Origin of the sequence: Streptococcus mitis (assembly GCF_000960025.1) — a bacterium.
GTDB classification, from domain to species: Bacteria; Bacillota; Bacilli; order Lactobacillales; family Streptococcaceae; genus Streptococcus; species Streptococcus mitis_DH.
This window is the reverse complement of sequence record NZ_JYGQ01000004.1, coordinates 383,721-407,066: the sequence shown is the minus strand read 5'-3', so window position 1 is coordinate 407,066 and position 23,346 is coordinate 383,721. Positions and strand designations below refer to the sequence as shown.

General features: G+C 39.5%; 30 protein-coding genes. 21 read left to right on the top strand and 9 right to left on the bottom strand.

All coding sequences use genetic code 11. The features are described from left to right. The first annotated feature begins 16 nt into the window (after positions 1–16). From rpsE to TZ91_RS08800, 14 genes are all read left to right on the top strand, one after another. Positions 17–511, top strand: a complete 495-nt coding sequence (gene rpsE / locus TZ91_RS08865) for a 30S ribosomal protein S5 (RefSeq protein ID WP_000874202.1) — start codon at positions 17–19, stop codon at positions 509–511. 13 nt (positions 512–524) lie between these two features. Beyond that, positions 525–707 carry a 50S ribosomal protein L30 gene (gene rpmD, locus TZ91_RS08860; RefSeq protein ID WP_000057241.1) on the top strand — a complete coding sequence of 61 codons (183 nt, stop codon included), beginning with the start codon at positions 525–527 and terminating at the stop codon, positions 705–707. Between the two features lie 144 nt (positions 708–851). Further along, positions 852–1,292: a 50S ribosomal protein L15 gene (gene rplO / locus TZ91_RS08855; protein WP_000766087.1), complete on the top strand. Its 441-nt coding sequence runs from the start codon at positions 852–854 to the stop codon at positions 1,290–1,292. A gap of 12 nt (positions 1,293–1,304) precedes the next feature. Further along, a complete protein-coding gene (secY, locus tag TZ91_RS08850; RefSeq protein ID WP_033686172.1) occupies positions 1,305–2,615 on the top strand; it encodes a preprotein translocase subunit SecY in 1,311 nt (436 codons plus the stop codon). 149 nt (positions 2,616–2,764) lie between these two features. Continuing rightward, complete coding sequence (locus TZ91_RS08845) at positions 2,765–3,403, top strand: adenylate kinase (RefSeq protein ID WP_001050436.1); 639 nt, start codon at positions 2,765–2,767, stop codon at positions 3,401–3,403. A 116-nt stretch (positions 3,404–3,519) separates the two neighbouring features. After that, positions 3,520–3,738, top strand: a complete 219-nt coding sequence (gene infA, locus TZ91_RS08840) for a translation initiation factor IF-1 (RefSeq protein ID WP_001029883.1) — start codon at positions 3,520–3,522, stop codon at positions 3,736–3,738. A gap of 24 nt (positions 3,739–3,762) precedes the next feature. After that, positions 3,763–3,879 carry a 50S ribosomal protein L36 gene (gene rpmJ, locus TZ91_RS08835; protein ID WP_001808836.1) on the top strand — a complete coding sequence of 39 codons (117 nt, stop codon included), beginning with the start codon at positions 3,763–3,765 and terminating at the stop codon, positions 3,877–3,879. 17 nt (positions 3,880–3,896) lie between these two features. Further along, positions 3,897–4,262: a 30S ribosomal protein S13 gene (rpsM, locus tag TZ91_RS08830; RefSeq protein WP_000090781.1), complete on the top strand. Its 366-nt coding sequence runs from the start codon at positions 3,897–3,899 to the stop codon at positions 4,260–4,262. Positions 4,263–4,279: 17 nt separating this feature from the next. Next, the gene (rpsK, locus tag TZ91_RS08825) at positions 4,280–4,663 is read left to right on the top strand and encodes a 30S ribosomal protein S11 (RefSeq protein WP_001118385.1); all 384 of its coding nucleotides are present in this window, start codon (positions 4,280–4,282) and stop codon (positions 4,661–4,663) included. 42 nt (positions 4,664–4,705) lie between these two features. Continuing rightward, complete coding sequence (locus TZ91_RS08820; RefSeq protein WP_000568988.1) at positions 4,706–5,641, top strand: DNA-directed RNA polymerase subunit alpha; 936 nt, start codon at positions 4,706–4,708, stop codon at positions 5,639–5,641. 11 nt (positions 5,642–5,652) lie between these two features. Continuing rightward, positions 5,653–6,039 (top strand): 50S ribosomal protein L17, encoded by a 387-nt coding sequence (rplQ, locus tag TZ91_RS08815; protein ID WP_000331493.1) that lies wholly within the window; start codon positions 5,653–5,655, stop codon positions 6,037–6,039. 264 nt (positions 6,040–6,303) lie between these two features. Beyond that, on the top strand, positions 6,304–6,570 hold the full coding sequence (locus tag TZ91_RS08810) for an ACT domain-containing protein (RefSeq protein ID WP_000644123.1): 267 nt from the start codon (positions 6,304–6,306) through the stop codon (positions 6,568–6,570). A gap of 9 nt (positions 6,571–6,579) precedes the next feature. Continuing rightward, positions 6,580–7,917: a PFL family protein gene (locus TZ91_RS08805; protein WP_033686174.1), complete on the top strand. Its 1,338-nt coding sequence runs from the start codon at positions 6,580–6,582 to the stop codon at positions 7,915–7,917. A gap of 244 nt (positions 7,918–8,161) precedes the next feature. Further along, positions 8,162–8,854 (top strand): histidine phosphatase family protein, encoded by a 693-nt coding sequence (locus tag TZ91_RS08800; RefSeq protein WP_033686176.1) that lies wholly within the window; start codon positions 8,162–8,164, stop codon positions 8,852–8,854. A gap of 102 nt (positions 8,855–8,956) precedes the next feature. On the opposite strand, the gene TZ91_RS08795 is transcribed toward TZ91_RS08800, so the two are convergent. From TZ91_RS08795 to TZ91_RS08780, 4 genes are all read right to left on the bottom strand, one after another. Continuing rightward, entirely contained in the window at positions 8,957–10,615 is a 1,659-nt protein-coding gene (locus TZ91_RS08795) for an ABC transporter permease (RefSeq protein ID WP_045597598.1), read from the bottom strand. Further along, entirely contained in the window at positions 10,605–11,696 is a 1,092-nt protein-coding gene (locus TZ91_RS08790) for an ABC transporter ATP-binding protein (protein WP_001289697.1), read from the bottom strand. The genes TZ91_RS08795 and TZ91_RS08790 overlap by 11 nt, the downstream gene beginning before the upstream one ends. Before the next feature lie 12 nt (positions 11,697–11,708). Continuing rightward, positions 11,709–12,755, bottom strand: coding sequence for an ABC transporter substrate-binding protein (locus TZ91_RS08785; protein ID WP_000731167.1), 1,047 nt, complete (start codon positions 12,753–12,755; stop codon positions 11,709–11,711). 162 nt (positions 12,756–12,917) lie between these two features. After that, positions 12,918–13,958 (bottom strand): ABC transporter substrate-binding protein, encoded by a 1,041-nt coding sequence (locus tag TZ91_RS08780; protein WP_033686179.1) that lies wholly within the window; start codon positions 13,956–13,958, stop codon positions 12,918–12,920. Positions 13,959–14,276: 318 nt separating this feature from the next. Between TZ91_RS08780 and leuS the strand changes: the two genes are divergently transcribed. From leuS to TZ91_RS08765, 3 genes are all read left to right on the top strand, one after another. Further along, on the top strand, positions 14,277–16,778 hold the full coding sequence (gene leuS, locus TZ91_RS08775) for a leucine--tRNA ligase (protein ID WP_045597596.1): 2,502 nt from the start codon (positions 14,277–14,279) through the stop codon (positions 16,776–16,778). Between the two features lie 109 nt (positions 16,779–16,887). Beyond that, positions 16,888–17,583: a GNAT family N-acetyltransferase gene (locus tag TZ91_RS08770; RefSeq protein ID WP_033686187.1), complete on the top strand. Its 696-nt coding sequence runs from the start codon at positions 16,888–16,890 to the stop codon at positions 17,581–17,583. An 11-nt stretch (positions 17,584–17,594) separates the two neighbouring features. Continuing rightward, positions 17,595–18,011, top strand: a complete 417-nt coding sequence (locus tag TZ91_RS08765; RefSeq protein ID WP_033686189.1) for a GNAT family N-acetyltransferase — start codon at positions 17,595–17,597, stop codon at positions 18,009–18,011. 437 nt (positions 18,012–18,448) lie between these two features. On the opposite strand, the gene TZ91_RS08760 is transcribed toward TZ91_RS08765, so the two are convergent. The 4 genes from TZ91_RS08760 to TZ91_RS08745 all read right to left on the bottom strand — a co-directional run bounded on the left by TZ91_RS08760 (position 18,449) and on the right by TZ91_RS08745 (position 20,986). Then, positions 18,449–19,597, bottom strand: coding sequence for a tyrosine-type recombinase/integrase (locus tag TZ91_RS08760; protein WP_033686193.1), 1,149 nt, complete (start codon positions 19,595–19,597; stop codon positions 18,449–18,451). Between the two features lie 174 nt (positions 19,598–19,771). Next, entirely contained in the window at positions 19,772–20,179 is a 408-nt protein-coding gene (locus tag TZ91_RS08755; protein ID WP_033686195.1) for a DUF4429 domain-containing protein, read from the bottom strand. 45 nt (positions 20,180–20,224) lie between these two features. Continuing rightward, on the bottom strand, positions 20,225–20,608 hold the full coding sequence (locus tag TZ91_RS08750) for an ImmA/IrrE family metallo-endopeptidase (RefSeq protein ID WP_033686196.1): 384 nt from the start codon (positions 20,606–20,608) through the stop codon (positions 20,225–20,227). A 12-nt stretch (positions 20,609–20,620) separates the two neighbouring features. Next, complete coding sequence (locus TZ91_RS08745) at positions 20,621–20,986, bottom strand: helix-turn-helix domain-containing protein (RefSeq protein ID WP_033686198.1); 366 nt, start codon at positions 20,984–20,986, stop codon at positions 20,621–20,623. Between the two features lie 298 nt (positions 20,987–21,284). Between TZ91_RS08745 and TZ91_RS08740 the strand changes: the two genes are divergently transcribed. Both TZ91_RS08740 and TZ91_RS10760 read left to right on the top strand, forming a co-directional pair. Then, positions 21,285–21,494 carry a helix-turn-helix domain-containing protein gene (locus tag TZ91_RS08740; protein ID WP_033686199.1) on the top strand — a complete coding sequence of 70 codons (210 nt, stop codon included), beginning with the start codon at positions 21,285–21,287 and terminating at the stop codon, positions 21,492–21,494. Positions 21,495–21,503: 9 nt separating this feature from the next. Further along, the gene (locus tag TZ91_RS10760; protein WP_265182525.1) at positions 21,504–21,626 is read left to right on the top strand and encodes a hypothetical protein; all 123 of its coding nucleotides are present in this window, start codon (positions 21,504–21,506) and stop codon (positions 21,624–21,626) included. Here TZ91_RS10760 and TZ91_RS08735 read toward each other — a convergent pair. Then, complete coding sequence (locus TZ91_RS08735; RefSeq protein ID WP_033686201.1) at positions 21,598–22,257, bottom strand: DUF4145 domain-containing protein; 660 nt, start codon at positions 22,255–22,257, stop codon at positions 21,598–21,600. The genes TZ91_RS10760 and TZ91_RS08735 overlap by 29 nt on opposite strands. 53 nt (positions 22,258–22,310) lie before the next feature. Between TZ91_RS08735 and TZ91_RS08730 the strand changes: the two genes are divergently transcribed. Both TZ91_RS08730 and TZ91_RS08725 read left to right on the top strand, forming a co-directional pair. Then, complete coding sequence (locus TZ91_RS08730; RefSeq protein ID WP_033686204.1) at positions 22,311–23,024, top strand: ORF6C domain-containing protein; 714 nt, start codon at positions 22,311–22,313, stop codon at positions 23,022–23,024. A gap of 19 nt (positions 23,025–23,043) precedes the next feature. Next, positions 23,044–23,301, top strand: a complete 258-nt coding sequence (locus tag TZ91_RS08725) for a hypothetical protein (RefSeq protein ID WP_033686205.1) — start codon at positions 23,044–23,046, stop codon at positions 23,299–23,301. Positions 23,302–23,346: the final 45 nt, after the last annotated feature.

Below are 23,346 nucleotides of genomic sequence, written 5' to 3'. Positions count from 1 at the left end.
AGGAGGACACTAGAAAATGGCATTTAAAGACAATGCAGTTGAATTAGAAGAACGCGTAGTTGCTGTCAACCGTGTTACAAAAGTTGTTAAAGGTGGACGTCGTCTTCGTTTCGCAGCTCTTGTTGTTGTTGGTGACCACAACGGTCGCGTAGGATTTGGTACTGGTAAAGCTCAAGAAGTTCCAGAAGCAATCCGTAAAGCAGTAGATGATGCTAAGAAAAACTTGATCGAAGTTCCTATGGTTGGAACAACAATCCCACACGAAGTTCTTTCAGAATTCGGTGGAGCTAAAGTATTGTTGAAACCTGCTGTAGAAGGTTCTGGAGTTGCCGCTGGTGGTGCAGTTCGTGCCGTTGTGGAATTGGCAGGTGTGGCAGATATTACATCTAAATCACTTGGTTCTAACACTCCAATCAACATTGTTCGTGCAACTGTTGAAGGTTTGAAACAATTGAAACGCGCTGAAGAAGTTGCTGCCCTTCGTGGTATTTCAGTTTCTGATTTGGCATAAGAAAGGGGATAAAATGGCTCAAATTAAAATTACTTTGACTAAGTCTCCAATCGGACGCATTCCATCACAACGTAAAACTGTTGTAGCACTTGGACTTGGCAAATTGAACAGCTCTGTTATTAAAGAAGATAACGCTGCTATCCGTGGTATGATCACTGCAGTATCTCACTTGGTAACAGTTGAAGAAGTAAACTAATGAATTTTTAGGGGATGTGCACTATACCATCCCCTAAAACTAGATATAGTCATCTATGATGACGTCGTATAGGCGAGTTGATTGGGGAGACAACCTTTTCTCCCTTATCGGCGCTAGCATTTTACAAAAGAGGAGAAAATAAAAATGAAACTTCATGAATTGAAACCTGCAGAAGGTTCTCGTAAAGTACGTAACCGCGTTGGTCGTGGTACTTCATCAGGTAACGGTAAAACATCTGGTCGTGGTCAAAAAGGTCAAAAAGCTCGTAGCGGTGGCGGAGTTCGCCTCGGTTTTGAAGGTGGACAAACTCCATTGTTCCGTCGTCTTCCAAAACGTGGATTCACTAACATCAACGCTAAAGAATACGCAATTGTGAACCTTGACCAATTGAACGTCTTTGAAGATGGTGCTGAAGTTACTCCAGTTGTTCTTATCGAAGCAGGAATTGTTAAAGCTGAAAAATCAGGTATTAAAATTCTTGGTAACGGTGAGTTGACTAAGAAATTGACTGTGAAAGCAGCTAAATTCTCTAAATCAGCTGAAGAAGCTATCACTGCTAAAGGTGGTTCAGTAGAAGTCATCTAAGAGAGGTGACCTATGTTTTTTAAATTATTAAGAGAAGCTCTTAAAGTCAAGCAGGTTCGATCAAAAATTTTATTTACAATTTTTATCGTTTTGGTTTTTCGTATCGGAACTAGCATTACAGTTCCTGGTGTGAATGCCAATAGCTTGAATGCTTTAAGTGGATTATCCTTCTTAAACATGTTGAGCTTGGTCTCAGGGAATGCCATGAAAAACTTCTCAGTTTTTGCTCTTGGTGTTAGCCCCTACATTACGGCCTCTATCGTTGTCCAACTCTTGCAAATGGATATTTTACCCAAATTTGTAGAGTGGGGTAAACAAGGGGAAGTAGGTCGAAGAAAATTGAATCAAGCTACTCGTTATATTGCTTTAGTTCTCGCTTTTGTGCAATCTATCGGGATTACAGCTGGTTTCAATACTTTGGCTGGAGCTCAATTGTTGAAAACAGCTCTTACACCACAAGTCTTTGTCATGATTGGTATCATCTTAACAGCTGGTAGCATGATTGTGACTTGGTTGGGAGAGCAAATTACAGATAAGGGATACGGAAATGGTGTTTCTATGATTATCTTTGCTGGGATTGTTGCCTCAATTCCAGAGATGATTCAGGGCATCTATGTGGACTACTTTGTGAACGTCCCAAGTAGCCGTATCAACTCATCTATCATTTTCGTAATCATTTTGATTATTACTGTATTGTTGATCATTTATTTTACAACTTATGTTCAACAAGCAGAATACAAAATTCCAATCCAATATACTAAGGTTGCACAAGGTGCTCCATCTAGCTCTTACCTTCCTTTGAAGGTAAACCCTGCTGGAGTTATCCCTGTTATCTTTGCAAGTTCGATTACTGCAGCGCCTGCGGCTATTCTTCAGTTTTTAAGCGCTACAGGTCATGATTGGGCTTGGGTAAGAACAGCACAAGAAATGCTGGCAACAACTTCACCAACTGGTATTGCCATGTATGCTTTATTGATTATTCTGTTTACATTCTTCTATACGTTTGTACAGATTAATCCTGAAAAAGCGGCAGAAAACCTACAAAAGAGCGGTGCCTATATCCACGGAGTTCGTCCTGGTAAAGGTACAGAAGAATATATGTCTAAACTTCTTCGTCGTCTTGCCACTGTTGGTTCTCTCTTCCTTGGTGTGATTTCTATTTTACCGATCGTAGCAAAAGATGTTTTCGGACTTTCAGAGGCAGTTGCTTTTGGAGGAACTAGTCTTTTGATCATTATCTCTACAGGTATTGAAGGAATCAAACAATTGGAAGGTTACCTATTGAAACGTAAGTATGTTGGTTTCATGGACAGAACAGAATAAAAGTATTTACGGAATCAGTAAATGCTGAGGGAGTGGAGGTTTAACTCTAACATTTGTGAGAGTTTGGTCTCCCCTCTTCTATTTTGTTTTTAAATAGGGGTGAAAAGAATTTTTGCTTCTATTTAAAAATAAAATAAGGAGATCAAATCATGAATCTTTTGATTATGGGCTTACCTGGTGCAGGTAAGGGAACTCAAGCAGCAAAAATCGTAGAACAATTCCATGTTGCACATATCTCAACAGGTGATATGTTCCGCGCTGCAATGGCAAATCAAACTGAAATGGGTGTTCTTGCTAAGTCATACATTGACAAGGGTGAATTGGTTCCTGACGAAGTTACAAATGGAATCGTAAAAGAACGTCTTTCACAAGATGATATTAAAGAAACAGGATTCTTGTTGGATGGTTACCCACGTACAATCGAACAAGCTCATGCCTTGGACAAAACATTGGCTGAACTTGGCATTGAACTAGAAGGTGTCATCAACATTGAAGTGAATCCTGACAGCCTCTTGGAACGTTTGAGTGGTCGTATCATCCACCGCGTAACTGGAGAAACTTTCCACAAGGTCTTTAACCCACCAGTTGACTATAAAGAAGAAGATTACTACCAACGTGAAGATGATAAACCTGAGACAGTGAAACGTCGTTTGGATGTGAATATTGCTCAAGGAGAACCAATCATTGCTCACTACCGTGCCAAAGGTTTGGTTCATGACATCGAAGGTAATCAAGATATCAATGATGTCTTCTCAGATATCGAAAAAGTATTGACAAATTTGAAATAAAGCGTTTTTCACACTTGCAAAAATCCGCTACAAATGTTATACTGAGATAGTCTGACTTATAATTGTTGTCTCTGTGTCTAGAGGCATCGAATCGAAATTTATGGAGGTGCTTTTGCGTGGCAAAAGACGATGTGATTGAAGTTGAAGGCAAAGTAGTTGATACAATGCCGAATGCAATGTTTACGGTTGAACTTGAAAATGGACATCAGATTTTAGCAACAGTTTCTGGTAAAATTCGTAAAAACTATATTCGTATTTTAGCGGGAGATCGTGTTACTGTCGAAATGAGTCCATATGACTTGACACGTGGACGTATCACTTACCGCTTTAAATAATCGAAAAACTTGGAGGGATAAGAAATGAAAGTAAGACCATCGGTCAAACCAATTTGCGAATACTGTAAAGTTATTCGTCGTAATGGTCGTGTTATGGTAATTTGCCCAGCAAATCCAAAACACAAACAACGTCAAGGATAAGATAGAAAGGAGAAAACATGGCTCGTATTGCTGGAGTTGACATTCCAAATGACAAACGCGTAGTAATCTCATTGACTTATGTTTATGGTATCGGACTTGCAACATCTAAGAAAATTTTGGCTGCTGCTGGAATCTCAGAAGATGTTCGTGTACGTGATCTTACATCAGATCAAGAAGATGCTATCCGTCGTGAAGTGGATGCAATCAAAGTTGAAGGTGACCTTCGTCGTGAAGTAAACTTGAACATCAAACGTTTGATGGAAATCGGTTCATACCGTGGTATCCGTCACCGTCGTGGACTTCCTGTCCGTGGACAAAACACTAAAAACAACGCTCGCACTCGTAAAGGTAAAGCTGTTGCGATTGCTGGTAAGAAAAAATAATATAGGAGGTAAAAGTCTTGGCTAAACCAACACGTAAACGTCGTGTGAAAAAGAATATCGAATCTGGTATTGCTCATATTCACGCTACATTTAATAACACTATTGTTATGATTACTGATGTGCATGGTAATGCAATTGCTTGGTCATCAGCTGGTGCTCTTGGTTTCAAAGGTTCTCGTAAATCTACACCATTCGCTGCTCAAATGGCTTCTGAAGCTGCTGCTAAATCTGCACAAGAACACGGTCTTAAATCAGTTGAAGTTACTGTAAAAGGTCCAGGTTCTGGTCGTGAGTCAGCTATTCGTGCGCTTGCTGCCGCTGGTCTTGAAGTAACAGCAATTCGTGATGTGACTCCAGTGCCACACAATGGTGCTCGTCCTCCAAAACGTCGCCGTGTATAATCATCGCATTACACTGCTTTTCGTTTAAGAGGGAGTAACTAAATGATCGAGTTTGAAAAACCAAATATAACAAAAATTGATGAAAATAAAGATTATGGCAAGTTTGTAATCGAACCACTTGAACGTGGCTACGGTACAACTCTTGGTAACTCTCTTCGTCGTGTACTTCTAGCTTCTCTACCAGGAGCAGCTGTGACATCTATCAACATTGATGGTGTGTTACATGAGTTTGACACAGTTCCAGGTGTTCGTGAAGACGTGATGCAAATCATTCTGAACATTAAAGGAATTGCAGTGAAATCGTACGTTGAAGACGAAAAAATCATCGAACTGGATGTTGAAGGTCCTGCTGAAGTAACAGCTGGTGACATTTTGACAGATAGCGATATTGAAATTGTAAATCCAGATCATTATCTCTTTACAATCGGTGAAGGTTCTTCTCTAAAAGCGACTATGACTGTTAACAGTGGTCGTGGATATGTGCCTGCCGATGAAAATAAAAAGGATAATGCACCAGTTGGAACACTTGCTGTAGATTCTATTTATACACCAGTTACAAAAGTCAACTATCAAGTGGAACCTGCTCGTGTAGGTAGCAATGATGGATTTGACAAATTAACCCTTGAAATCTTGACAAATGGAACAATTATTCCAGAAGATGCTTTAGGGCTTTCAGCACGTATTTTGACAGAACATCTTGATTTGTTTACAAATCTTACTGAGATTGCTAAGTCAACTGAAGTGATGAAAGAAGCTGATACTGAATCTGACGACCGTATTTTGGATCGTACGATTGAGGAACTGGACTTGTCTGTGCGTTCATACAACTGTTTGAAACGTGCCGGTATCAATACTGTGCATGATTTGACAGAAAAATCTGAAGCAGAGATGATGAAAGTACGAAATCTTGGACGCAAGAGTTTGGAAGAAGTGAAACTCAAACTCATTGATTTGGGTCTTGGATTAAAAGATAAATAAAGGAGGAATAAATGGCTTACCGTAAACTAGGACGCACTAGCTCACAACGTAAAGCAATGCTTCGCGATTTGACAACTGACCTTTTGATCAACGAATCAATCGTGACAACTGAAGCTCGTGCTAAAGAAATCCGTAAAACTGTTGAAAAAATGATTACTCTAGGTAAACGTGGTGATTTGCATGCACGTCGTCAAGCAGCTGCTTTCGTACGTAATGAAATCGCATCTGAAAACTATGATGAAGCAACTGATAAGTACACTTCTACTACGGCACTTCAAAAATTGTTCTCAGAAATCGCACCTCGTTATGCTGAACGTAACGGTGGATACACTCGTATCCTTAAAACTGAACCACGTCGTGGTGATGCAGCGCCAATGGCGATCATCGAATTAGTATAAAATCATCAATTTTGTTGAGTGTTATGATGATGGAGTATTGTGCTCTTAGTCTAGCTCTGGTCTACCGCTAGGATCTCGGTCCTAGCGGGAACACTCATCATAAGTTGAGATAGTAGACGCTTGTTTACGAAATTGTTTTTTTCTTAAGAACAACTTCGTAAGCAGGCGTTTTTGAGTATTTTAGTTAGAATTATGCTATACTATTTGAAAAGAATCCTGTTTAATGTTCAGGTTTCTTATTAAAAGAAGAATTGGAGTTTGCTTATGAAAGCGATTATAACTGTTGTTGGTAAAGATAAATCTGGAATTGTTGCAGGTGTTTCTGGTAAAATTGCAGAATTGGGTTTGAATATTGATGATATATCTCAAACTGTCTTGGATGAATATTTCACGATGATGGCTGTCGTCTCTAGCGATGAAAAACAAGATTTCACTTATCTTCGTAATGAATTTGAAGCTTTTGGGCAAATTTTGAATGTGAAAATCAATATTCAGAGTGCAGCGATTTTCGAAGCTATGTATAATATCTAGGAGGTTATCATGGATATTAGACAAGTTACTGAAACCATCGCCATGATTGAGGAGCAAAACTTCGATATCAGAACTATTACCATGGGGATTTCCCTTTTGGACTGTATCGATCCAGATATCAATCGTGCTGCGGAGAAAATTTATCGAAAGATAACGACAAAGGCGGCTAATTTAGTGGCTGTTGGTGATGAAATTGGTGCTGAGTTGGGAATTCCTATCGTTAATAAGCGTGTATCGGTGACTCCTATTTCTCTGATTGGAGCAGCGACAGATGCGACGGACTACGTGGTTCTAGCAAAAGCGCTTGATAAGGCTGCAAAAGAGATTGGTGTGGATTTTATTGGTGGTTTTTCTGCCTTGGTACAAAAAGGTTATCAAAAGGGAGATGAGATTCTCATCAATTCTATTCCTCGCGCTTTGGCTGAGACGGACAAGGTCTGCTCGTCAGTCAATATCGGTTCAACCAAGTCTGGTATCAATATGACGGCTGTGGCAGATATGGGACGTATTATCAAGGAAACGGCTAATTTATCTGATATGGGGGCAGCCAAATTGGTTGTGTTTGCTAATGCTGTTGAGGACAATCCATTTATGGCGGGTGCCTTCCATGGTGTTGGGGAAGCAGATGTTATCATCAATGTCGGAGTTTCTGGTCCTGGTGTGGTGAAACGTGCCTTGGAAAAAGTTCGTGGACAGAGCTTTGATGTAGTAGCCGAAACAGTTAAGAAAACTGCCTTTAAAATCACTCGTATCGGTCAATTGGTTGGTCAAATGGCCAGTGAGAAACTGGGTGTGGAATTTGGTATTGTGGACTTGAGTTTGGCGCCAACTCCTGCGGTTGGAGATTCTGTTGCACGTGTCCTTGAAGAAATGGGGCTAGAAACAGTTGGTACGCATGGGACGACGGCTGCCTTGGCTCTCTTGAATGACCAAGTTAAGAAGGGCGGAGTTATGGCCTGCAACCAAGTCGGTGGTTTGTCTGGTGCCTTTATCCCTGTTTCAGAGGATGAAGGAATGATTGCTGCAGTGCAAAATGGCTCTCTTAATTTAGAAAAACTAGAAGCTATGACGGCTATCTGTTCCGTTGGTTTGGATATGATTGCCATCCCAGAAGATACTCCTGCTGAAACCATTGCCGCCATGATTGCGGATGAGGCTGCAATTGGTGTCATTAACATGAAAACAACAGCTGTACGTATCATTCCCAAAGGAAAAGAAGGCGATATGATTGAATTTGGTGGCCTATTAGGTACGGCTCCAGTAATGAAAGTCAATGGGGCTTCGTCTGTTGATTTCATCTCTCGTGGAGGACAAATCCCAGCACCAATTCATAGTTTTAAAAATTAAAAAAATAAGAGAAATTTTAAGTTCTATTTAAGGTTGGATGTGTATACTATAATCATTAAATAAAGACCTCCTAATATTATTTGAAACAGATAACTCTGATTTAGTTTGAATTCGATTTTCATCTAATATCTTTATTTAATAGAACTCCTAAACTTTTTCATAATAATCTCCTGCAAAAGTCGCCTGTATGGGTGGCTTTTGTTTTATCATCCATGATATAATAGAAGCAAACGGAGGACGGAAAATGGTAAAAGTACGATTGTATTTGGTACGTCATGGCAAGACCATGTTTAACACGATTGGTCGAGCGCAAGGTTGGAGCGATACTCCCTTAACAGCTGAAGGTGAGAGAGGGATTCAAGAATTAGGAATCGGCTTGAGAGAATCTAGTTTGCAGTTTGAGCGCGCTTATTCGAGTGATTCAGGGCGTACCATTCAGACAATGGGAATTATCCTTGAAGAACTTGGTCTGCAGGGGAAAATCCCTTATCGCATGGACAAGCGTATCAGAGAATGGTGTTTTGGTAGCTTTGACGGAGCTTATGATGGCGATCTTTTCATGGGCATTATTCCTCGTATCTTTAATGTGGATCACGTTCACCAATTATCTTATGCTGAACTGGCTGAGGGCTTGGTAGAGGTCGATACAGCTGGTTGGGCTGAAGGATGGGAAAAACTCAGTGGCCGAATCAAAGAAGGTTTTGAAGCGATTGCCAAAGAAATGGAAGAACAAGGTGGGGGCAATGCTCTTGTCGTGAGCCACGGAATGACCATTGGAACCATTGTTTATCTGATTAATGGTATGCATCCGCATGGTCTAGATAATGGTAGCGTGACGATCCTTGAATATGAGGATGGGCAGTTTAGCGTAGAAGTTGTCGGCGACCGTAGTTACCGAGAACTAGGACGGGAGAAGATGGAGGAAGCCTCTATTTAATCAGTCTGGACTTGCTTGCTAGGAACTGAGGATTTGATAGGAATATCAAGATAAGAAAAAACAGCCGAGGATAATCCTTTCGGCTGTTTTTGATGGGGAAAACTAAAGTGTAATGCTATTACTTTTAGAGATTTTCATAAACAAGAGCAAGGAACCTACTGTTAGAACAGTCAGGATAGTTGACAAGGCTGCGGCTACACCGTAATTCCCTCTGAGAACCTCTGTATAAATGGCTACAGTCATTGTTCTTGTTTTGACATTGTAGAGGAGGATAGAAGTAGAAAGTTCTGAAATCATTGTAACCCAAGATAGGATAGCTCCAGAAATAATACCAGATAGCATCATTGGAGTTGTAATCTTGGCAAAGGTATTGAGACGACTACTTCCTAAGCTCTCAGCGGCTTCTTCAATACTTGGTGCTATTTGTTGCAAGCTAGCAACAGATGAGCGAATAGTATAAGGCAATCTTCTGACAGATAGGGACATGATCAAGATGAAAGCTGTCCCTGTAATCATAAGAAATCCACTTCCAAATAGGCCAGTATTGAAGGAAGAAATGAAGGCAATCCCTAGAACGGTTCCTGGTACAATATAAGGGACCATACTGAGGCTGTCAATTAAGTTTGTAAACAAATTACGTTTTCTAACGGCTAGGTAGGAGATAAATGTTGCGAATAGGACAACTAGAACTAAGGCAATCAAAGGGATACGAATGGTATTGAAAATAGCAGATCCCATACGATTGAAAGCTACCTTGTAACTGTTTAGAGAATAGCCTTTGACAAATACCATACCTGATGTTTTTAGGAAAGAAGTATAAATCAAGTAGACTTGAGGTAGAACAGAGAACAAGATAATTCCGTAGACTGTTGCATAAATGGCAGCCATTTTTCCTTTTGTAGTTTTTTTAGGCTCAATTGGATGGAGCGAATTCATGCTGAAACTGTAGCGATTTGAAATGTATTTTTGGATAAGGAAAATTGCCAAGGCAATGATAATCGCCATAATTGCTAAAGCAGATGCAAAAGCTGAATTTCCTCCAACCTCGCTAATAAATTGGGTATAAATCAGAACAGGGAAAGTCCGATATCCTTCACCAATCAACATAGGGGTTCCAAAGTCTGAGAATGCTCTCATAAATACAAGCAGGGCAGCTGCTAGTAAGGTTGGAACTAGGAGAGGTAAAATAACCGTTACGATACGCTTAAATCCAAAGGAACCCATGCTTTCAGCAGCTTCAAGTAGAGAATTGTCAATACTTTTCATTGTCCCAGCAACGTATAGAAATACCAGTGGGAATAGTTGCAGTGTAAAGACAAGTACAATTCCTTTGAATCCATAAATATCGATAGCTGGAAGATGAAGGGTATTTGTCAGGAATTTAGTAATGACCCCATTTCGTCCCAGCAAGAGAATCCAGGAGTAGGCTCCCACGAAAGGAGCTGACATGGAAGCAATGATAATCAATATTTGTAGAAATTTCTTTCCCTTGAAGTCATACATGGAAAAGAGATAAGCTAATAGGGTTCCTACAACTAAGGAAGTGACAGTAGCGGTAATGGAAACCTTGAAACTGTTGACAAGTGTCTCAGAGTAGTAGGCTTTACTAAAGAAAGTGACAAAATTAGCTAGTGAGAATTGTCCTTCATGTATGAGTGCTTGCTTGAGCACGGTAACGATAGGATAAACGAGAAAGACAAGATAGGTAAGAAAGATGAAGAAAGAGGAGGCTGTCCAAATATTTAGTTTTTTACGTTCCATGGTTGACTCCTTTTATCAGGTTTTGGGAACCATCTGCAGAAAAGACGTTTAATTTTTGAGTATTGATTCGTAGACGAATACGATCGCCTTTTTGTAGATCTTCTTCAAAAGTTGATTCTTCGCTAACTTGAATTTTTGAGGCAAATCCTGTTTCGATGAAGTATTCAGTATTCAGTCCAAGATAGACGCTATCGCTAATAATTCCTTCAATATCTCCAGATTCATCTTTAATGAATTCTTCAGGACGAATACTTACATGAATAGCTTGTGCCTCAGCCTGATCAAGAGCTGGCATTCGAAGGGCATAGCCATCTGAAAAGACGATATAAGCGCCGTCGCTCCGTTTTTCGAGATTGGCAGGGATAATATTTGTGCGTCCGATAAAGGTTGCTACAAACTCATTAGCTGGTTTATGATAGAGTTCTTTTGGTCGGCCGATTTGTTGAATCACCCCATCTTTCATAACAGCAATTTGGTCTGAAATAGCCATAGCTTCTTCTTGGTCGTGGGTCACATAAACAGTTGTAATTCCCACTTCGTGTTGGATTTCTCGAATGGCTTGACGCATATCCAAGCGAAGTTTGGCATCTAGGTTACTGAGCGGCTCGTCCATGAGGAGAACACTTGGATTAACAGCTAAGGCGCGTGCCAAGGCGACACGTTGTTGTTGTCCACCACTAAGTTTATCGGGCTTTCGATCCGCATATTGAGCAATTTGCATGAGTTCAAGATACTTATTGGTCTGTTGGACCAATTCTTCTTTAGGGACTTTCTTTTGCTTGAGACCAAAAGCAACATTATCTCGAACAGTCAAATGTGGGAAAATAGCGTAGTTTTGAAAAACCATCCCTATATTGCGTTTGCTGGGTTCCATATTATTGATTTTTGTATCATCGAAGTAAAATTCTCCGCCTTCGATACTGTTGAAACCTGCAATCATACGAAGAAGAGTCGTTTTCCCACAACCTGAAGGCCCAAGAAGGGTAAAGAGACTTCCTTTTGGAATTGTAATGTTCAAATTCTCAATAACAGGGACATCGTGGTAGATTTTTTTGGCGTTAATAATTTTGATCTCACTCATAGTGAACCTCTTTTACTGTTTAGATTGGATATCTGTAAAGACTTCGTTGTATTTCTTAACAATATCTGATTTATTCTTGATGACATAATCATAATCTTCAGTGAGTGTTTTGATTTTGTCAATTGGTTTCATGTTTTCGCTTGTTTTGGCATTTTTACGAACAGGACGGTTAGTAGTGGTTGTACCAAGTGTATCTTGTACTTCTTGAGAGATAATAAAATCGATAAATTTCTTGGCATTTTCCATATTTTTCGCTTTTTTAACGATAGCAGCACTAGCAGGTAGGAAGACGGTTCCTTCTTTTGGATAGACTACCTTGATATTAGCTCCGTCATTTAAGAGTTTAACTGCTGGATCTTCATAAGAGAGACCAACAGCCATTTCTCCGTCAGCGACTGCTTTATAGACACCAGATGAGCTTGAACCGATTTTACCATCAATAAGTGTGAAGAGATCTTTTACATAAGACCAGGCTTTATCGTCTTTGTAACCACCTTGAGCTTGTAGCATATTTGTTAATTGAGCAAAGGCACTAGAAGAGTTTGCTGGGTCAGCAGTTGCAATTTTTCCTTTTAGTTCAGGTTTGAGAAGGTCGCTATATCCTTCGATGTTCATGCCTTTCGTTAAATCAGGATTGACGATTAAAACACTACCATCTAGTGTATAAGGAGTAGAGTAGCCAGTTGTGTTTTGATATTCTTTGATAACATTATCATTTTCTTTTGAAGTATAGTTTTCAAAGAGTTCTCCGTGGGTAGCATATTGTGTATAAGAACCACCAAAGATAACATCGGCTACAGGAGCTTCTTTTTCTGACTCTAGTTTTTTGAAAAGTTCTCCAGTACCAGCTTGAATCAGTTCTACTTTAATACCGTATTTTTCTTCAAAGGCGGGAATAGTTGCTCCAATTAAGCCCTCTGAGTTTGGTGAATAAACGACTAGCGAACCGCCGTCTCCTTTATCAGATGAACTGTCATCGGCAGATTCACTAGAAGAACAAGCGGCAAGACCAAAAAGAGCTAGTCCGCAAGCAGCATAATACATCCATTTCTTTTTCATGATGGATACCTCCGTTATGTTATTTAAGTTTATTTTAAAATAATGTAAGCGTTTTTAAAACCGATAATTCTATTCTATTAGAGTAAAATTCTCTACAAAAACGGAAGCAATCTTTTTGATTTTATAGTAGGGTGCGACAGTTAATCATTGGGAAATCAAATTTTATTTTTTAGATAGAATATCTGTGAAAATATCATTGTACTTTTTAAGAATAGCGGATTTGTTTTTAATGACATAATCGGAATCTTCGGTGGCAATCTTGATTTCTGTCATAGCCTTCATATTTTTATTGGTTTTAGCATTTTTACGAATGGGTCTGATTGTTGTTTCAGTTCCTAGCTTATCTTGGATTTCTTGAGAAAGGAGGAAATCGATAAATTTCTTAGCGTTTTCCATGTGTTTGGCATTTTTGACGATAGCTGCGTTACCAGGTAAAAAGACGGTTCCTTCTTTTGGATAAATGACTTTTACATCAACCCCATCATTTAAGAGTTTTAAAGCAGGATCTTCATAGGTGAGTCCAACAGCCATTTCCCCATCGGCGACAGCTTTGTAAACATTTGAAGAACTAGATGCAATCTTTCCATCTACTAGGGTAAATAGATTTTTTACATAGGTCCAAGCTTGTTCATTTTCGTATCCACCTTGGTCTACAAGCATGTTTGTTAATTGAGCAAAGGCACTAGAAGCATTACTTGGATCAGCAGTAGCAATTTTTCCTTTTAATTTAGGATTGAGTAGATCATTGTAGCCTTCAATTTTAATATCTTTTGTAAGGGCTGAATTGGCAATGATAACACTGACATCCAGTGTGTAAGGTGTGTAGAATCCTGTTTTATTTTGATATTCAGGGATTATCTGGTCGTTTTCTTGGGAAATATAAGGTTCAAAAAGATTTTCGTTAGAAGAGAAGAGGGCGTAGGAGCCTCCGAAAATAACATCAGCTACAGGGGATTCTTTTTCGGCCTCAGCTTTTTTGAACAATTCACCAGTGCTGGCTTGTACTAAATCAACCTTAATACCATATTTTTCTTCGAAGGTTGGGATTGTTTCTTCGATAAGGTCTTCAGGGTTAGGCGAGTAGACAACTAAAGTGTTATCTGAATCTTTTTCAGTGCTAGTTTCCGCTTCTATAGGTGAAGAACATCCTGATAAAGAAAGGAATATCCAGCCACAAGAGAGAAAGAATAGTATTTTTTTCATAAGTATCTCCTTTTTTACGAACATTTTCTCTACCTAGATTATTAATGTTTTCAAATTGTAGAGTTCTACAGGATATAATAAAAACCTTAAAGAAATCTAAAACGGGGAATATGAGTCAAAGGCGCTAGGGGAAAAAGATGAAAGAGACAAATAATCGATATAAGTTAATTTCAAGTGCTAGCTAATTTTTTATACTGCTAAATAAGCTGGATTTGCGATTTAGTCTTTCTTTTCATACAAGCTCAAAAGAACATTTCTCGTCTTTCAAATTCCCTCAAAAATGGTATAATAGTAACATCACAAAATTGGAGAGAGACCATGAGTTTTTACAATCATAAAGAAATTGAGCCTAAGTGGCAAGGCTACTGGGCAGAACATCATACATTTAAGACAGGAACAGATGCATCAAAACCGAAGTTTTATGCTCTTGATATGTTCCCTTATCCGTCTGGAGCGGGTCTGCACGTAGGACACCCAGAAGGTTATACCGCAACCGATATCCTCAGCCGTTACAAACGTGCGCAAGGTTACAATGTCCTTCACCCAATGGGTTGGGATGCTTTTGGTTTGCCTGCAGAGCAATACGCTATGGATACAGGTAATGACCCAGCAGAATTTACAGCTGAGAACATTGCCAACTTCAAACGCCAAATCAATGCGCTTGGATTTTCTTACGACTGGGATCGTGAAGTCAACACAACAGATCCAAACTACTACAAGTGGACGCAATGGATTTTCACCAAGCTTTACGAAAAAGGCTTGGCCTATGAAGCGGAAGTGCCAGTAAACTGGGTTGAGGAATTGGGAACAGCCATTGCTAACGAAGAGGTTCTTCCTGATGGAACGTCTGAGCGTGGAGGCTATCCAGTTGTCCGCAAGCCAATGCGCCAATGGATGCTCAAAATCACGGCTTACGCAGAGCGCTTGCTCAATGACTTAGATGAACTTGATTGGCCAGAGTCTATCAAGGACATGCAACGCAACTGGATTGGGAAATCTATTGGTGCTAATGTAACCTTCAAGGTTAAGGGAACAGACAAGGAATTCACAGTCTTTACCACTCGTCCTGATACTCTTTTTGGTGCGACTTTCACAGTCTTGGCTCCTGAGCATGACTTGGTTGACGCTATCACAAGCACAGAGCAAGCAGAGGCAGTAGCAGACTACAAACACCAAGCTAGCCTCAAGTCTGACTTGGCTCGTACAGACCTTGCTAAAGAAAAAACAGGGGTTTGGACTGGTGCTTATGCCATCAACCCTGTCAATGGCAAAGAAATTCCAATCTGGATTGCGGACTACGTCCTTGCTAGTTACGGAACAGGTGCCGTTATGGCTGTACCTGCCCACGACCAACGTGACTGGGAATTTGCCAAACAATTTGACCTTCCAATCGTCGAAGTACTTGAAGGTGGAAACGTTGAAGAAGCTGCTTACACAGAAGATGGTCTTCACGTTAATTCAGACTTCCTAGATGGACTCAACAAAGAAGACGCTATTGCCAAGATTGTGGCTTGGTTGGAAGAAAAAGGCTGTGGACAAGAGAAGGTTACCTACCGTCTCCGTGACTGGCTCTTTAGCCGTCAACGTTACTGGGGTGAGCCAATTCCTATCATTCATTGGGAAGATGGGACATCAACAGCTGTCCCTGAAAGTGAATTGCCACTTGTCTTGCCTGTAACCAAGGACATCCGTCCTTCAGGTACTGGTGAAAGTCCACTAGCTAACTTGACAGACTGGCTTGAAGTGACTCGTGAAGATGGTGTTAAAGGTCGCCGTGAAACCAACACCATGCCACAATGGGCAGGTTCAAGCTGGTACTACCTCCGCTATATTGACCCACATAACACAGAGAAATTAGCTGATGAGGATCTTCTCAAACAATGGTTGCCAGTAGATATCTACGTGGGTGGTGCAGAGCATGCTGTACTTCACTTGCTCTACGCTCGTTTCTGGCATAAATTCCTCTATGACCTCGGTGTTGTTCCAACTAAGGAACCATTCCAAAAACTCTTTAATCAAGGGATGATTTTGGGAACCAGCTACCGTGACCACCGTGGGGCTCTTGTGGCAACCGACAAGGTTGAAAAACGTGACGGTTCTTTCTTCCATGTGGAAACAGGAGAGGAGTTGGAGCAAGCGCCAGCCAAGATGTCTAAATCGCTCAAGAACGTTGTTAACCCAGATGATGTTGTGGAACAATACGGTGCCGATACCCTTCGTGTCTATGAAATGTTTATGGGACCACTTGATGCTTCGATTGCTTGGTCTGAAGAAGGTCTGGAAGGAAGCCGTAAGTTCCTTGACCGTGTTTACCGTTTGATTACAAGCAAGGAAATTGTTGCAGAAAACAATGGCTCTCTCGACAAGGTTTACAACGAAACCGTTAAAGCTGTCACAGAGCAAATCGAGTCCCTCAAATTCAACACAGCCATTGCTCAACTTATGGTCTTTGTCAACGCTGCTAACAAGGAAGACAAACTCTATGTGGACTACGCCAAAGGCTTTATCCAATTGATTGCCCCATTTTCACCTCACTTGGCAGAAGAACTCTGGCAAACAGTTGCGGCAACAGGTGAGTCAATCTCTTACGTGGCTTGGCCAACATGGGACGAAAGCAAATTGGTTGAAGACGAAATCGAAATCGTTGTCCAAATCAAAGGAAAAGTTCGTGCCAAACTCATGGTCGCTAAAGACCTATCACGCGAAGAATTGCAAGAAATTGCTCTAGCGGATGAAAAAGTCAAAGCAGAAATTGACGGTAAGGACATCGTGAAAGTAATTGCAGTACCGAATAAATTGGTTAATATTGTTGTGAAATAAGATAGGAATCCTTCAGAGTAGAATCTGGAGGATTTTTTGAGTCTTCTTATGAAAGTATGATATACTATGGGCAACTATAAAGTTTGGAAAGCAAAACAAGGGGAAAGTTATGCCAGTAAATGAATATGGTCAAATGATTGGTGAGTCAATGGAAGGTTATACACCAGGTGAATTGCCTTCTATTGATTTCTTAGAAGGGCGATATGCTCGAATAGAAGCTCTTTCAGTGGAAAAGCATACGGAGGATTTATTAGCTGTTTATGGTCCGGATACTCCTCGGGAGATGTGGACCTACCTTTTTCAGGAACCAGTGGCAGATATGGAGGAGCTGGTTACCCTTTTAAATCAGATGTTAGCTCGTAAGGACCGTTTTTACTATGCAATCATAGACAAGGAAACTTGTAAGGTTTTAGGAACTTTTTCTCTCATGCGTATTGACCAGAATAACCGAGTAATAGAAGTGGGAGCTGTCACTTTTTCTCCAGAGCTCAGGGGGACACGAATAGGGACAGAAGCCCAGTATCTCCTGGCGCGCTATGTTTTCGAGGAACTTAACTATCGTCGCTATGAGTGGAAATGCGATGCTCTTAACCTGCCATCAAGACGAGCAGCGGAACGTTTGGGCTTTATTTATGAAGGAACCTTCCGTCAGGCAGTGGTTTATAAGGGGCGCACGAGGGATACGGATTGGTTGTCTATGATTGATAAGGACTGGCCAAAAGTCAAAGCTCGTTTGGAAACATGGTTGCGTCCTGAAAATTTTGACAAAAATGGACAGCAGTACAAGAGCTTGAGAGAACTCTAAGAGGTGTTGAGATGATTACTATTAAAAAGCAAGAAATTGTCAAGCTAGAGGATGTTTTGCATCTCTATCAGGTTGTCGGTTGGACAAATTATACCCATCAACCAGAGATGCTGGAGCAGGCCTTATCTCATTCATTAGCGATTTATGTGGCACTTGATGGCGATGCTGTGGTAGGCTTGATTCGTTTGGTTGGCGATGGATTCTCATCAGTATTGGTTCAGGATTTAATTGTTTTACCAATCTATCAGCGTCAAGGGATTGGTAGCGCCTTGATGAAAGAGGCTTTAGAGGATTACAAAGATGCCTATCAAGTCCAGCTGGTGACAGACCAGACAGAAAGAACCTTGGGATTCTATCGTTCTATGGGCTTTGAAATCTTATCCACCTATAATTGTATAGGAATGACTTGGATGAATCGAGAAAAATAATAAAATTTGTTTTTTATTAAGCAAAATTTAAGGATGGTCTAGTATTATATAGTCATTAAATAAAGACCTCCTAACTTTATTTAATGAAATCCTAAAACTTTTTTCATCATAATCTCCTAATGAAGTCACCCAATCAGGTGGCTTTTTTCGTGGATAGGTGATGGTGATAGATTTTTTTTTGCAAAATAGTAAAATTTGAGAAAAGTTAAGCTAGTTTTAAGCTTTGTCTTGTATCATATAGTTATTAAATAAAGACCTCCTAACTTTATTTAATAAAATCCTAAACTTTTCTTTTTCATAATAATCTCCCTTAACTCCACCCAATCAGGTGGAGTTTTTTGGCTCTATTTCAGGCTTTTGGGGACTATTCTAAAAATCATTTTTCGATATTTTTCGGTATTTTTCGGATTTTGGTCGGGGAATTGGAGGGGACTTTTTTAGCGAATATGACTAAGAAATAAATCTGTTGTCGCTTCAGCGAGTTCATCCTCAACTTGGTTATAACGATCTGTCATATAAACCTTTGTATGGCCCAGCGCTTGGCTTAATTGTTCAAGTGGAACTCCTGCAATAATGCTTTGAGTTGTGAAGAAGTGACGCATCATGTGAGGTGTTACATGCAATCCTGTTGCTTCATTCACTAGATTGAAGTTTCTATTTAACTGGTTTGGATTGATAAGACCACCTTTCTCGTTGATAGTGATATAATCCTTGTGCTGTTCCTTGATAATCCCTAACTTTCGCTTAATCTTAGAAGCTTCAGCTATCAGATAATAGATAAGGTCTGTTCCGATATCATCAAGGCAGACATATCGCTCTGAATCCTTCGTTTTAAGCCCTCCTTTTCCTTTCAAGGTCTGATTGCTTCGACTATCTCTAAGATGTAGTATAGCCCGTCCGCTGTCGTTCTGAGTGACATCCATAGGGCGCAATCCAAAGACTTCTCCTCTTCTCAATCCAAAAATTGTCAGATAGGTAAGAGCGTAGAACTGTTTTGGCATATTTTCTTCTGCCTTTGCTATCCAAGTCTTAAACTCTTTGAGAGTCACTTTCTTGTTAGCAGCAGGGATATCACTTTGGCCGATGAAGACACCTTTCAAGCGATTTGAGAGCATATTTCCATTCTTCACGGCATCATTCAGCAATGCCATGAAGCTGGAATTGAGAGTTTGAACAGTGTATCTGGTATGGTTCTGCAACTTTTCAGCGATAAAGAGTTCATACTCATTTCTATCCAAATTTTTAAGCAGGACAGAACCAAACTTTGGCTTGATATGGTTCTTATAGAGATTGTCATTGAGGTAGTAGGAAGTGTCATTCCAGCGCCCTGTTGACAATCTCTTTTCAGAATAGATATCCCAATACTGATCAAGAGTTAGATTCGTATTGATACCTAATTCCTGATCTTGGATTTGTTGTTCAATCTCTGTTAAGGCTGCACGAGCTTGTGGAAGGGTTGTGAGACCGCTTTTAGTAATCTCTTTCTTTTTACCATGAAAAAAGAAAGAGCGTCTGATATAATATCTCTTACCTTTTGAGGTCTCGTAGTAATAGATATTTGGGTATTTTGTTTTATTATATTTCATTGTATTCTCCTTGTTTATCAGCTTCTGGACAAGGTCTAAACATTGAGAATATTGACATCACTCCTTTCATGGTGTAAAATAGGGTATAGAAAAGAGGCCTTTTTAATGGCTGATTTTTTATAAGGGTGAGCTTCACAATCAAACTTTGGCGAGGGCGATTGTGGGGCTTTTTTGTTATTTCTTGACTTTATCTTTTAAAGCTTTTTCAATAGCTTGTTTTAATTCTAAGATAGCTGCTTTGTCTTCTTTGAGAAAAGTCACTGTATTTTCATCTTTGACTGCATCAAAAACACCACCTTTTGTATCGGATGATCCAGGATAGACCAACTGAAGGTAACCAACAGTTGCACCTGGCTCTTTTAATTGATAAGCAGTAATTTCTGATAACAGAATTGACTTTTCTCCATCCAATCCGTGAAGTAAAACATTTGAAACATTTGACTTTCTTGCAATCCTGATAAAATAATCATCGATTCTTACAACAGTTTTTGATTTCTTAAACTCAAAAACTCGCTCATTCGGTTCCTCTGTGAAGAGTTCAACCTCTAAACTATCATCTTGCTTTTTACCAAACAGTGCCATAAGTAGTTCCTTTCTTTTTCTGCTTCAGCAGTTTATAAAACATATTTAACCAATTAAAGTCTGATATTCCTCTTTTACCATGATTTCATTTGTCATGGTTTTTAGATTGTAATAAGACATGAATTTGAGGTAATCAAACTCTGTGGGGTCATCCAAGCTTTCTAGCGCGTCTTTCACGAGATGATGAATCATATTTCTATCAGCTTCGTTTTCACAGCGTAGGCGAGCGTTCTGGTACTCTGAGCGTGTGTGGTCTTTGTGTCCGAGTTCATGCAGTAGTACCTTAACTCTCTCTTTTTTGCTGAGTTTATTAGATAAGAAAGCTGTGTTGGTTTCTTTTTCGTAAAATCCAAGTTCATCAGGCATCAAATCTCCATCGAAATCGATAATACGAATCTGAAAATGACTTATAATTTCTTTTTCAGTCACTAAGCAATACCTCTAATCACCAGCTTCTTTTAGATAACCTTCAATGATAGACTGGATGATTTTCTTCTTTTCATCTGTTAATTCTCGACCGCCAAACATCATGACATTCGATGCCATTTCTTCAACGTTTAGGGTCTTCCCTTGCCATATATACTCTTTTGAATCACCAGCGATGGCAGGATTATCCGTACGTCCTAGCAGATAGTCCGTGGAAACGTTGAAGTAGTCGGCGATTTGTTGCAACCGTTCAGCAGACGGTTGATTTCTTTTCAAACCATACAAAGAATTCTTTCCTAGTTTTAGTTTATCTTCTAAAGTATTTAGCGAAATCCCTTGTCTTTCACATAAATCTTTTACGATTTCAAAAGTAGAAAACATTGATTTATCAGCCTTTCTAAGACATGACAAAAAATATTTTACAAAATACGCAAAAAAAGTTGACATTATTTTGCGTTTACGCTAAAATAGTTTTTGTAAGTTAATGAGTTAGTAAAAAACGAAGTTAAAACTTATCTAAAAAAAATAGCTTTGGCGAGCAAGTAAGTTGATAGATATAATGTTTTATCAAGGTTTTTAATTATGCTTTCATTTTAGCAGATACGCTAAAAACTGTCAAGCATTTTATAAAATAATTTACTAACTCTTTAACTTAACTAATTAAAAAGGAGGAGGTTACATGAGCCAACAACATCTTAAATGGATTGAGCTTGTAAAAGAGCGAATTGAAAAACGTGGGTGGTCGCAGACAGATTTGGCTATCGTCGTAGGTGTTAGCCCATCAGCCATCACACAACTTTTCAAAGATGGCAAAGGAAGTGATGACTTGAAGCTTCGCATTAATAAAAAATTGCGAATCAGCGAGTCGTGGGAGAAATTTGAGGAGTAGGAGGGGAAGATGGAAAAAATTATAGCTTACTCTGTTGAAGAATTATATAAAAAAGTTGCAGAACAAGAAAAACGCATCTCAGAAATTGAAATGCGTTTAGGAATTAAACATTTGGAAGAAACTTCATCATAAACTTAGATTTGAAAATCTGAATGATAATATCTACATAGTTTTTAAGTTGAGGTAATGAAATACTGGTACTCTTGTTCCAATGGGTATAGCCATTACCGACTGTTCGGATAAAATGAAGAGCACCTTTTAAGAGGTCATCATTTTTTACATACCTATCAATGGCATTGTTAAAAGTTAATTTTGGATCAGATAAATATTCTTTATCGTCTAATTCAAAAGCCAAGGCGTAATCTTTAATTAAGCATTCGATAGCAGAGCGATATCCTGTTCCTGCAATGTTTTCCAATCCCATCTTTTCGGCCTCAACCGCTTCACTGTAAAACTCTACAAATCTAGGAGCATGTTCAATGAAAAGATCGTCTATATCGATAACAACTTTATTGGGATAAACAAGGATCATAGTTGTTTTGTCATCTTGGTTTAAATACTCTTGATTCGTCATATGGTATTTCTTACAAGCTGGACAACGATGGTGCAGAGTAAAAACGTAACCTTCTTGGATTTCTAATCTTCCTACTTCGTTGGTGGTTGGATTGTTTCCGATTCCACACAAAGGACAAGATTGAGGAATTTGAATCGTTAAAGTTTTTGAAATCACACTGAAATAATAATCAACAGTAGATACTTCCATAAGATTTCTCCAATCGTTTTTATTTCATTATACCAAATTTAGAAAGGAATATTATGAACGAAATTTTTAACTTTCACGGGCAGGAAGTCCGTACTTTGACAATTGATGACGAGCCTTGGTTTGTCGGGAAAGATGTTGCAGACATCCTAGGATATAGTAAGGCTAGAAATGCGATTGCTCTTCACGTTGATGAAGATGACGCCCTAAAACAGGGCCTCACAGATAATTTAGGAAGAGTTCAAGAAACTATCATCATCAACGAATCTGGTCTCTACTCTCTTATCTTATCCAGCAAGCTACCTCAGGCTAAGGAATTCAAGCGCTGGGTGACATCAGAGGTCTTGCCAGCTATTCGCAAGCAGGGCGGATTTATCCGCGAGGACTTGGACGAGGATGCCTTCATTGCTTTATTTACTGGACAAAAGAAATTGCGTGAGCAACAAGCGACCATGCTGGAAGATATTGACTATCTCAAGAGTGAGCAACCGATTCATCCAAGCTATGCTCAATCGCTACTGAAGAAGCGCAAGGCTCGTGTAGTGGCTTGCCTCGGTGGTATTGATAGTCCAGCTTATGCGGATAAGATTTTTGCTCAGTCGGTATTTAGACAAGCTGAGATTGACTTTAAAGACCACTTCAACATTAGTCGCTATGACTTACTTCCAAAGAAATTCGCAGAAGCAGCATTGAAATATTGGATGACGTGGGAGCCAAGCACCAATACAAAGATGAAAATCATGAAATTGAACTCATTTGACGAAGGGTAGGAAGGGGAAGGGGAAGAAGATGGACAATGTTCTACTTTCACTATCTGAATGGATTAAATCCATTATCAAGGACACAATCACAAGGCTGGTTGAAATAGAAAAAGATAGCGACCATTATCCAGAGTTGATGGATGTGAGCACTACCTGTGAATTTCTAGGAATTAAGTATGACACATTTTCAGATAATTATCGTTACATGAAGGGGTTCCCAAAGGAATTACCTGGTAAGAAATGGTCAAAAAGAGCCATCAAAGAATGGCTCTCTAATCAAATATAATAACTTTACTAAAAGGCTTCTGGACAAGGTCTTAGCAAAATTATT

Excerpts from the sequence above, each read along its gene's own strand:
- TZ91_RS08760 (WP_033686193.1), bottom strand. The coding sequence starts at position 19,597 with ATGAAATATAATAAAACAAAATACCCAAATATCTATTACTACGAGACC.
- TZ91_RS08740 (WP_033686199.1), top strand. The coding sequence starts at position 21,285 with ATGAGCCAACAACATCTTAAATGGATTGAGCTTGTAAAAGAGCGAATT.
- rpmD (WP_000057241.1), top strand. The coding sequence starts at position 525 with ATGGCTCAAATTAAAATTACTTTGACTAAGTCTCCAATCGGACGCATT.
- rpsM (WP_000090781.1), top strand. The coding sequence starts at position 3,897 with ATGGCTCGTATTGCTGGAGTTGACATTCCAAATGACAAACGCGTAGTA.
- TZ91_RS08780 (WP_033686179.1), bottom strand. The coding sequence starts at position 13,958 with ATGAAAAAAATACTATTCTTTCTCTCTTGTGGCTGGATATTCCTTTCT.
- TZ91_RS08735 (WP_033686201.1), bottom strand. The coding sequence starts at position 22,257 with ATGGAAGTATCTACTGTTGATTATTATTTCAGTGTGATTTCAAAAACT.
- TZ91_RS08795 (WP_045597598.1), bottom strand. The coding sequence starts at position 10,615 with ATGGAACGTAAAAAACTAAATATTTGGACAGCCTCCTCTTTCTTCATC.
- TZ91_RS08810 (WP_000644123.1), top strand. The coding sequence starts at position 6,304 with ATGAAAGCGATTATAACTGTTGTTGGTAAAGATAAATCTGGAATTGTT.
- TZ91_RS08845 (WP_001050436.1), top strand. The coding sequence starts at position 2,765 with ATGAATCTTTTGATTATGGGCTTACCTGGTGCAGGTAAGGGAACTCAA.
- rpsE (WP_000874202.1), top strand. The coding sequence starts at position 17 with ATGGCATTTAAAGACAATGCAGTTGAATTAGAAGAACGCGTAGTTGCT.
- leuS (WP_045597596.1), top strand. The coding sequence starts at position 14,277 with ATGAGTTTTTACAATCATAAAGAAATTGAGCCTAAGTGGCAAGGCTAC.
- TZ91_RS08785 (WP_000731167.1), bottom strand. The coding sequence starts at position 12,755 with ATGAAAAAGAAATGGATGTATTATGCTGCTTGCGGACTAGCTCTTTTT.
- TZ91_RS08755 (WP_033686195.1), bottom strand. The coding sequence starts at position 20,179 with ATGGCACTGTTTGGTAAAAAGCAAGATGATAGTTTAGAGGTTGAACTC.
- TZ91_RS08790 (WP_001289697.1), bottom strand. The coding sequence starts at position 11,696 with ATGAGTGAGATCAAAATTATTAACGCCAAAAAAATCTACCACGATGTC.
- TZ91_RS08770 (WP_033686187.1), top strand. The coding sequence starts at position 16,888 with ATGCCAGTAAATGAATATGGTCAAATGATTGGTGAGTCAATGGAAGGT.
- TZ91_RS10760 (WP_265182525.1), top strand. The coding sequence starts at position 21,504 with ATGGAAAAAATTATAGCTTACTCTGTTGAAGAATTATATAAAAAAGTT.
- TZ91_RS08730 (WP_033686204.1), top strand. The coding sequence starts at position 22,311 with ATGAACGAAATTTTTAACTTTCACGGGCAGGAAGTCCGTACTTTGACA.
- TZ91_RS08765 (WP_033686189.1), top strand. The coding sequence starts at position 17,595 with ATGATTACTATTAAAAAGCAAGAAATTGTCAAGCTAGAGGATGTTTTG.
- rplQ (WP_000331493.1), top strand. The coding sequence starts at position 5,653 with ATGGCTTACCGTAAACTAGGACGCACTAGCTCACAACGTAAAGCAATG.
- TZ91_RS08745 (WP_033686198.1), bottom strand. The coding sequence starts at position 20,986 with ATGTTTTCTACTTTTGAAATCGTAAAAGATTTATGTGAAAGACAAGGG.
- secY (WP_033686172.1), top strand. The coding sequence starts at position 1,305 with ATGTTTTTTAAATTATTAAGAGAAGCTCTTAAAGTCAAGCAGGTTCGA.
- TZ91_RS08805 (WP_033686174.1), top strand. The coding sequence starts at position 6,580 with ATGGATATTAGACAAGTTACTGAAACCATCGCCATGATTGAGGAGCAA.
- TZ91_RS08725 (WP_033686205.1), top strand. The coding sequence starts at position 23,044 with ATGGACAATGTTCTACTTTCACTATCTGAATGGATTAAATCCATTATC.
- rplO (WP_000766087.1), top strand. The coding sequence starts at position 852 with ATGAAACTTCATGAATTGAAACCTGCAGAAGGTTCTCGTAAAGTACGT.
- TZ91_RS08820 (WP_000568988.1), top strand. The coding sequence starts at position 4,706 with ATGATCGAGTTTGAAAAACCAAATATAACAAAAATTGATGAAAATAAA.
- rpmJ (WP_001808836.1), top strand. The coding sequence starts at position 3,763 with ATGAAAGTAAGACCATCGGTCAAACCAATTTGCGAATACTGTAAAGTT.
- TZ91_RS08800 (WP_033686176.1), top strand. The coding sequence starts at position 8,162 with ATGGTAAAAGTACGATTGTATTTGGTACGTCATGGCAAGACCATGTTT.